The 7,239-nt window shown below is 38.2% G+C and carries 9 protein-coding genes; 7 read left to right on the top strand and 2 right to left on the bottom strand.

Annotated elements, in window-relative coordinates; translation table 11 throughout:
* Positions 1–280 precede the first annotated feature (280 nt).
* Positions 281–934, bottom strand: a complete 654-nt coding sequence (locus EKM61_RS10725; RefSeq protein ID WP_068222224.1) for a VTT domain-containing protein — start codon at positions 932–934, stop codon at positions 281–283.
* Between the two features lie 681 nt (positions 935–1,615).
* Between EKM61_RS10725 and EKM61_RS10730 the strand changes: the two genes are divergently transcribed.
* From EKM61_RS10730 to EKM61_RS10760, 7 genes are all read left to right on the top strand, one after another.
* On the top strand, positions 1,616–2,053 hold the full coding sequence (locus EKM61_RS10730; protein WP_068222227.1) for a hypothetical protein: 438 nt from the start codon (positions 1,616–1,618) through the stop codon (positions 2,051–2,053).
* Between the two features lie 214 nt (positions 2,054–2,267).
* Entirely contained in the window at positions 2,268–3,215 is a 948-nt protein-coding gene (locus EKM61_RS10735) for an SAP domain-containing protein (RefSeq protein ID WP_068222229.1), read from the top strand.
* Between the two features lie 160 nt (positions 3,216–3,375).
* Entirely contained in the window at positions 3,376–3,708 is a 333-nt protein-coding gene (locus EKM61_RS10740) for a hypothetical protein (RefSeq protein ID WP_068222231.1), read from the top strand.
* A 258-nt stretch (positions 3,709–3,966) separates the two neighbouring features.
* Positions 3,967–5,394: a C69 family dipeptidase gene (locus EKM61_RS10745; protein WP_068222234.1), complete on the top strand. Its 1,428-nt coding sequence runs from the start codon at positions 3,967–3,969 to the stop codon at positions 5,392–5,394.
* Positions 5,395–5,627: 233 nt separating this feature from the next.
* Positions 5,628–5,846, top strand: coding sequence for a hypothetical protein (locus EKM61_RS10750; protein ID WP_068222237.1), 219 nt, complete (start codon positions 5,628–5,630; stop codon positions 5,844–5,846).
* Complete coding sequence (locus EKM61_RS10755; RefSeq protein ID WP_068222241.1) at positions 5,830–6,357, top strand: hypothetical protein; 528 nt, start codon at positions 5,830–5,832, stop codon at positions 6,355–6,357. The genes EKM61_RS10750 and EKM61_RS10755 overlap by 17 nt, the downstream gene beginning before the upstream one ends.
* A 203-nt stretch (positions 6,358–6,560) precedes the next feature.
* Positions 6,561–6,794, top strand: coding sequence for a hypothetical protein (locus tag EKM61_RS10760; RefSeq protein ID WP_068222244.1), 234 nt, complete (start codon positions 6,561–6,563; stop codon positions 6,792–6,794).
* An 82-nt stretch (positions 6,795–6,876) separates the two neighbouring features.
* Here the strand turns inward: EKM61_RS10760 and EKM61_RS10765 are convergent, their stop codons facing one another.
* On the bottom strand, positions 6,877–7,152 hold the full coding sequence (locus tag EKM61_RS10765) for a hypothetical protein (RefSeq protein WP_068222245.1): 276 nt from the start codon (positions 7,150–7,152) through the stop codon (positions 6,877–6,879).
* Between the last annotated feature and the right edge of the window lie 87 nt (positions 7,153–7,239).

Raw genomic sequence — 7,239 nt, forward strand, 5'->3', positions numbered from 1 at the left:
ACGCTAACTATCATAAGGGAGAGGCTTCCCTTTTTCAATTCTCAATAAATCATTTACACATAATTATTTAAACACTCATAAATTTTTAACCATATCACTTTATCAATAAATTTGATGTTATTTGCGCAGATCATGAATTGACCCATTATAAGGTAAAATAAAGGAACGATTTCATCCTGATATTAACAAGATGAAATCGTTCCTTTAGAAGGTAAAACTAATCCAAGTTTTCAATTTAGTTAGTATTAATTAAACTTTTTTAACGCCAAGTATATTATTTTTAATCAATTTTTTCTTTCGGAGATGTTTTACCCTTAATGAAGCCAACAACTGCTGGAATTAAGGAAACCACAATGATGCCAATAATAACGGCCGAGAAGTGTTCTTTGACAACTGGAATGTTACCAAAGAAGTAGCCGGCGCCGGTACAAAGTGCAACCCAGGCAATGCATGCAATCCAATTATAACGAATAAATTTACGGTAAGGGAAGCCCGCACCAGCAGCAACAAACGGAACAAAGGTCCGAATGATGGGCATAAAACGAGCCAAGATAATTGAAACGGCCCCGTGCTTTTCAAAAAATTCTTGGCCCTTAGCTAGACTGTCCTCATTAATAAAACGGCGGAACCACTTGTAACGAGAAAGGAGTCGCTCTGCATTATGGCCAATCCAGTAATTTGAAGAATCACCTGCCATACAGGCAATGAGAAATAGCAAGATAAATACCCAGATATTTAAATGATAAATGGGGTTGGCGGCAAGGGCGGCCGCGGCAAATAGCAGTGAATCACCAGGGAGGAAGGGAAGAATGACAACGCCAGTTTCAACAAAAATAATGGCAAAAAGAATAAAATAACTAGAATTGCCAAATGTGTTAACGATTGTAATCAGGTGGCTGTCAATGTGTAAAACAAAATCAATCAAAGCGCTCATAAAAGCGATCCCTCCAGTTCGGACTTTCGTAATATTATTAATTAACTAGCATCGAGTGTACCAGAGATTAAGTTATTTGTCGTTAGCCGTTTTAGTTATTTATAAAAATATAACGTTTAAATGAAAAAAAGTGTGGCCATGAAGTGAACCCCCGTATTGGACTAAAATCTAATACCGGGGGGAGTTGCTTCAAGAATACATTTTTTAATACACGCCAACTTTAAAATATTCAGCAAAATAAAAAAGCGATCACATAGTGACCGCTTAACACAGACCAAGCCTCTACAGTTGTATGACTTATTGACTCCACAATCAAAAAGTCGCTGCTCGTTATAACGAAAAGAGGTGGCCTGTATCGAATGACCACTAATAACTACAAGTAGTTATCGTCCCCTCGGACTGCCGCTTGTGCGGAACACTAGACATCACTATCTAATGTTTGGTTTACTCGACTCATCGCATAAAATTAGTTTAGCACAACTAAATAAAAAAGCAAAATTTAGTTGTTTATGGATGACTAGAGTCTTTAATGAACCGGCTCTTATCATTTTTTAATCATTCTATCATAATTATTTGCTAGGATATTCTTTGAAAGCACGAATAGGCGGTTATTTTTTTGTACATTAATGTATGCGCTTTATTTGTAGTATTGAATTAAAGAGAAAATGTGGGGTTAGGCTGATGAATGTTAGGCATAATTTGGTTTTTATTTACTTGCTATTTTTGGCGTTTCAATTTGTTGCAATTGATACTTTTTGTCCGAACACGGCAGTACCGGCTAATTCAATGATTGAACTTAGCGAGCCATCCGATGGCAATAGTGGAAACTCTGGAAATACTGGGCGTGTTGGTCAAACCGGCAATGTTGGGAACGTTGGACGTCCTAGTAATATAGCTCAGCAGACGAAGAGCTTTTGGTCAACTTTAAAAGAGCAAATTGTTGCTTTAGACCAACAACACTTATCGATTAAAGGTTTGGCCTTTATGGTTTTTGGCCTAGAAGCATTTTTAACGGCACCAATGGTAATTTTCTCGGCATTATCCTTGCGGGTAGAGGAAAAGACTGCTGCGCGGCTGGCCCGAGAACGTCAAGCACGTTTGGTTTCGATTACTAACTAAAAAGTGAATTATTATAAAATTGGATGGGAGTGGGACAAAATTCGGTTTTGGCGCACGTTCTAGAGTAATGGTCGAAAATAGTGAGCGGTCAGGATAAAAGTCCTGGCCGCTTACTATTTGTATCTCTGAAAATTTTTAGCAGACTTCTATTTTATTTAGTTGACAGTTAGGTTATCACTGAGTAGTTTAGAAACAGTTAAAGAAGGGAACTGTGATGTTAACAAAAATGGAGATACTAGCCTTGAGTTTAGCAAATAATCAAAGCAGTCATTATCAGCTTAATCAGCCGTTTTGGTGGCTACATTATCGTGTAGATCCAAAGACCTACTTAGCGGATTTGGTGACACAAGGCTATCTAACTATAACAAAGGATCCACTGATTGTTTTGCCACACTATACAGTTGCACAGTTAAAAACATTTTTGCGTTTTGAAGGGTTAAAAATTAGTGGTCGCAAGGCGGATTTGGTCAGGCGAATTAATCAACAGTGTGAACCTAGGCTAATTGGCCAAACTTTTTCATTACAATTTTATCAGGTGACTGAGCTTGGTGCGCAAATATTAAGGCAGAACAGTTATTTACGAATTATTCATAATCATTACGCACCAGGGATTATTGATTATAAGCAGGCTGGGCTAATAAAGTTACCACATTCAGGCCTATCTGAGAGAGAAACGATTATGCAGTTGCTGGTGGCGGCCGATGAACAAGCGGTGGATACTGGTTATTGGAGTCGCCGTTATTTAGTTGCTCACTTAACCTTTCAAAATAATTATGAGTGGCGGCGTTACGGAAGTGCACTCAGTGGCCTGCTGCAAAGTATTGCCATTGAATTGGCAGGTTTGTCGATGGCACAGCCAAATTTCAACTTGGAACAGTTGTTACGGCAGCATGATGTTTTAGATTATCGACTAACCTATTATAAAATTGAGGATTATTATGTTGTTGTTTTAAAACAATTAATGACAGAGTTTAATTTGACGTTACCGGATATTTTGGCCAATTTTAGTCAATTACGAAAGCAACTCAGGTTACCTTTTCAATTATTTAGTGATCAAGAAATGGATCAGATTATAGGCTATTCGTTGGCCGGAGATGAATTACAATTACAGCACCTCTATGGCCAGGCTCAACAAAATTGGAACAAAAAAATGGGTCAGTAGGTGGGTTTCAAAGATTGAATGATTAATCTTTGGTACCCGTTACTGATCCTTTTTTTATCCTCTTTTTTTAGTGATTCGTTTTGTAAGCTTTCAATACTTATAAACAGTAAAAAGGTCTACAATGAAAGAAGATTCATTATTTAATTAAGGGGATAATAAAATGCTGACTTTATTTCAATTATTAAAAACGTTAACTGCTGATGGTAAGCCGTTAACAAATGAGTTTAAAATTCAGATGACAGGTGATTCCAATTTTGATGAAGCACCAGATGGCTTGATTGAATTTTTTGCGGCCTACGTTAACCGCCACTATGCGGCTGTTGATCAATTAGATACAAATAATAATTTTAACGCTGACATTATTCAAAAAATGAAAACAACTTATCATTTAAAAAATCCAAGCATGGCAAGTTTACACGCCGAGTTAAGTCGCTTTGTTGAAAACGTAGATGTTCAGCCGAAAGCAAAAAAGATTTTAATTGACTTAAACTAGAGCGTGTTTGAAAAAGCATTCAGACACAAACTAATACGTTTCGCAAAAACTACTTTTTTGTAAGTTAAGCGCACTATGCTGTTCTTCAGATTTGTTAATGGCAGGCCAATCGGGTTTACTTAGAAATAAATTTGCGCAGTGATGGAGTGTGGCTCTTTTTGGAGTCAAAGGCTTATCGCTGTAAATGCTACTCTTTTTATCCGAAAAATATCGCATAATTAGAGTGGTAAATAAAATATAGTGACAGGAGATTGAATGATGACAGATAGAATTGAGCTTTCCGCCTGCACCTCAATAATGGTGGGCAAAAAGGCGTCACTTGATGGCGCAACCTATATTTCGCGTAACGAGGATCGTTTAATCGCGATTCACCCCAAAAAATTTTTGGTTCAGCCAGCTGTTTCTGGTCGTCAGGAAATTTACACTTCACCCTATAATGGTTTAACAGTGCCGCTACCTGAGCGTGGTTATCGTTATACTTCGACACCGAATGGCGATCAAAGTGATGGGCCAAACGAAGAAGATGGATTTAACGAAAAAAACGTTGGTGAAAGTGCAACGGAAAGTGTTTATGCAAACGAGCGCGTTTTAGCGTATGATCCGTTTGTGGAAAATGGTTTGGCCGAAGACTCAATGACAACGTTGGTCCTACCGTTTATTGATTCGGCTCGTGCGGGTGTTCGCTATCTAGGCGAGTTAGTAAAAAAATACGGTTCAGCAGAGGGTAACGGTGTGCAATTCAGTGATAGTGATGAGGTTTGGTATATGGAAATTGTTACCGGTCATCAGTGGGTTGCTGTTCGAATTCCTGATGATTGTTACGCTGTGGCGGCAAATCAAATTGCGATTGAAGCGATTGATTTTTCTGATTCAAATAATTATATGTGGGCTGATGGAATTCAACAATTTGTTGAGCAAAATCAACTGAATCCAGATACTGATCAGTGGAATTTCCGACATATTTTTGGTACGGATACGGAAAAGGATCATCACTACAACACACCACGAGTTTGGTTTGCGCAGCGCTATTTGAATCCCGAAATTGAGCAAGAACCAGAATCACCCAATCTACCATTTATTCGGCGAGCAAACCGAAAGATTACGGTGGAAGATGTTCAGTATATTCTGAAATCACATTACAATGAAACCAAATACGATCCGCTAGGTCATGGTAGTGAACATGATAAAAAAACTTACCGGGCAATTTCATTATCGCGAACTGCTAATTCTCATATCTTGCAGATGCGTGACAACAGTAAAAATGGGGCGGCCGGTGTGCAATGGCTTGGGTTTGGCGTTCCTAGTTTCTGTCCGCACGTTCCTTTTTTTAGCAACGCAACTGACACGGATGAATCTTACCGTAAGCTGCCCCAGGAGATGTCACTGGACAGCGCTTATTGGCTGTATGAGGCATTGGCAATGATCGTTGAATCGCATTATGCCGAATTTATTCAGGCCGATCTAGACTATCAAAAAGAGTTATCACAATGGGCTCGTACAAAAATAGCAAGTGTTGATGCGAAGGCAGAAAATTTAGCCGGTGATGAATTGACGGTTTATTTAACCCAACAAAATCATGAAATTGCTGCCCATTATAATCAGGCCACTAAAAAGTTATTGGCCGATTTAACAACGCAAGGCGCTGAATTATCTAGGCTTGTTTTTAAAATGGATCCTAATTTGTAGCAACGTTTTATACGACTGTTTGTCTATGAACGTGTTAAACTAAAATTGATCCATTAATCACTGTTCTAAGTAGATATTAATTTTAGCGCTTGCGCAAAAATAAACATTAAAGCTCTTAGGAGGGCCATGTTTCCAGGATGCGAAGTACGTGTTAGGAGAATGGACATCCTCCGTGAATAAGTATTTTAGCGCTTGCGCAAAATTAACATTAAAGCTCTTAGGAGGTAAATTTTATGTTAAAACACAAACAGTTTCATTCCAAACATGCTGATATGGCCAGAGGGTTAAAACCGTTGGTCACAAAGCCACAATTGTTAATTCCAATGGCATTAATCCACGTAATACCGCTCGCACTAACCATTCATGGCGTCTTTAAATTGGCCATCTACCATGAACAACATGAAATTGAGCGTGAAAGAACGAAGCAAGCACGTTATGCTACAAGATCATAATGTGGTAGAGGTTAAGCAACGCAACAAATTTAATCGATTGGTTGTGTTTAGTTTTATTTATTGTTTACCAATTATCTTTTTTGATTTCTTTTGGGTTGTTATGTTATCCAAGTCGATTCGCTTAGGCAACCGCCATAATTTTTGGTCCGTAGATACAACGGTTTGGTGGCTGCCAATAGTTTTTGTGCTTGGTGCACTTGTTATAAACTTGGCCTGGCAGTGGCCGGCTGGGCTTGTTGCTCGGCAAAATAACGATCAAACGTTATCGCGTCACGGGCTCTTACTTGATTTTGTTGGTGTTGGTGGTTGGATAAACGGGCTACTCAACTTAATTGTTGCTTTAGGTATTGGCTGGCTTTTACCTACGTTAATGCCAATTGTAGATGTTCGCAGTTGGTTTGCCATTTTGTGTGCTTTTTTAGGCATAGCGTCATTTTATAATGGTCAGGATGATTGGCTTTACAACCTGAATAAACATGAACGGTGGCCCACTAACGTCAATCATACGTAGTTTAACTAAGCCTACGAGTTACTTTTTTGCCGGATTTCAAATTCTTAAAGAATAGTTTGCAGGGTTGCTCTTAGAATTTACAAAGTAGAATCTGAATGTTTTTTAGACCACGCTCTGATGTTACGCGCTTCATTTAATGATTGGCGGAGATTATCTAGTAGTGTATGCTATAAAGAAATGCCCGTTATGGAGGAAGATAAGTCATGAACAGATATTATAAAGTTAGTTTTTATTTCAATGGTGGTTTGCGTGCTACTTATCATGCACAATTTGATTCGTTGGACGCAGCAACTGACGCCGTTACTAAAGACTTCTCAAACAAGAAACAATTGGCTGTTGCTGGCGGTTCGCTAGATACTGGTAAAGCAGTGGGATTTGATGTTGCACCAGCAAATACAGTTTCGCCAGATGTTGCTTTGATTTGGGATATGCTTTAATCAATAACAAAATAAAATGTGGAGTACGAAAACTTTCATAGCTATCCGAAAGTTTCGTACTCCACATTTTTTAGCACCAAAATTAAGATAATTTAAGGTGTTTACGTAAATAAGCAAGTAGCTGTGTTTCATTTTTAAAAATTCGTGGTCGTTTTTGACCATGTAAACGCAAATTGATCGAACTAATTTTCATTCGTCCAGTCCAAGTGTAACTATACTGAACAACATAACGGTTATTTAGATGATTTCTGCCGAAACGTAGGACGTAATAATTCTCAGGTGCGATCAATGGCGATACATAATTTTTTTTGTAATGAAAGCCATTTGCCTTTAAAAAGTTTTTAGTTTTTCTCAGCATTTCATCGCCACCTCGTATTATTAAAAATGTATTCAAGTATTGACCAGCTTCGCTGTTTGGATGCTGTGTGATATTCTCTAATTGTTC

Source organism: Loigolactobacillus backii (assembly GCF_003946275.1).
GTDB lineage: Bacteria > Bacillota > Bacilli > Lactobacillales > Lactobacillaceae > Loigolactobacillus > Loigolactobacillus backii.

Excerpts from the sequence above, each read along its gene's own strand:
- EKM61_RS10725 (WP_068222224.1), bottom strand. The coding sequence starts at position 934 with ATGAGCGCTTTGATTGATTTTGTTTTACACATTGACAGCCACCTGATT.
- EKM61_RS10730 (WP_068222227.1), top strand. The coding sequence starts at position 1,616 with ATGAATGTTAGGCATAATTTGGTTTTTATTTACTTGCTATTTTTGGCG.
- EKM61_RS10735 (WP_068222229.1), top strand. The coding sequence starts at position 2,268 with ATGTTAACAAAAATGGAGATACTAGCCTTGAGTTTAGCAAATAATCAA.
- EKM61_RS10740 (WP_068222231.1), top strand. The coding sequence starts at position 3,376 with ATGCTGACTTTATTTCAATTATTAAAAACGTTAACTGCTGATGGTAAG.
- EKM61_RS10745 (WP_068222234.1), top strand. The coding sequence starts at position 3,967 with ATGACAGATAGAATTGAGCTTTCCGCCTGCACCTCAATAATGGTGGGC.
- EKM61_RS10750 (WP_068222237.1), top strand. The coding sequence starts at position 5,628 with ATGTTAAAACACAAACAGTTTCATTCCAAACATGCTGATATGGCCAGA.
- EKM61_RS10755 (WP_068222241.1), top strand. The coding sequence starts at position 5,830 with ATGCTACAAGATCATAATGTGGTAGAGGTTAAGCAACGCAACAAATTT.
- EKM61_RS10760 (WP_068222244.1), top strand. The coding sequence starts at position 6,561 with ATGAACAGATATTATAAAGTTAGTTTTTATTTCAATGGTGGTTTGCGT.
- EKM61_RS10765 (WP_068222245.1), bottom strand. The coding sequence starts at position 7,152 with ATGCTGAGAAAAACTAAAAACTTTTTAAAGGCAAATGGCTTTCATTAC.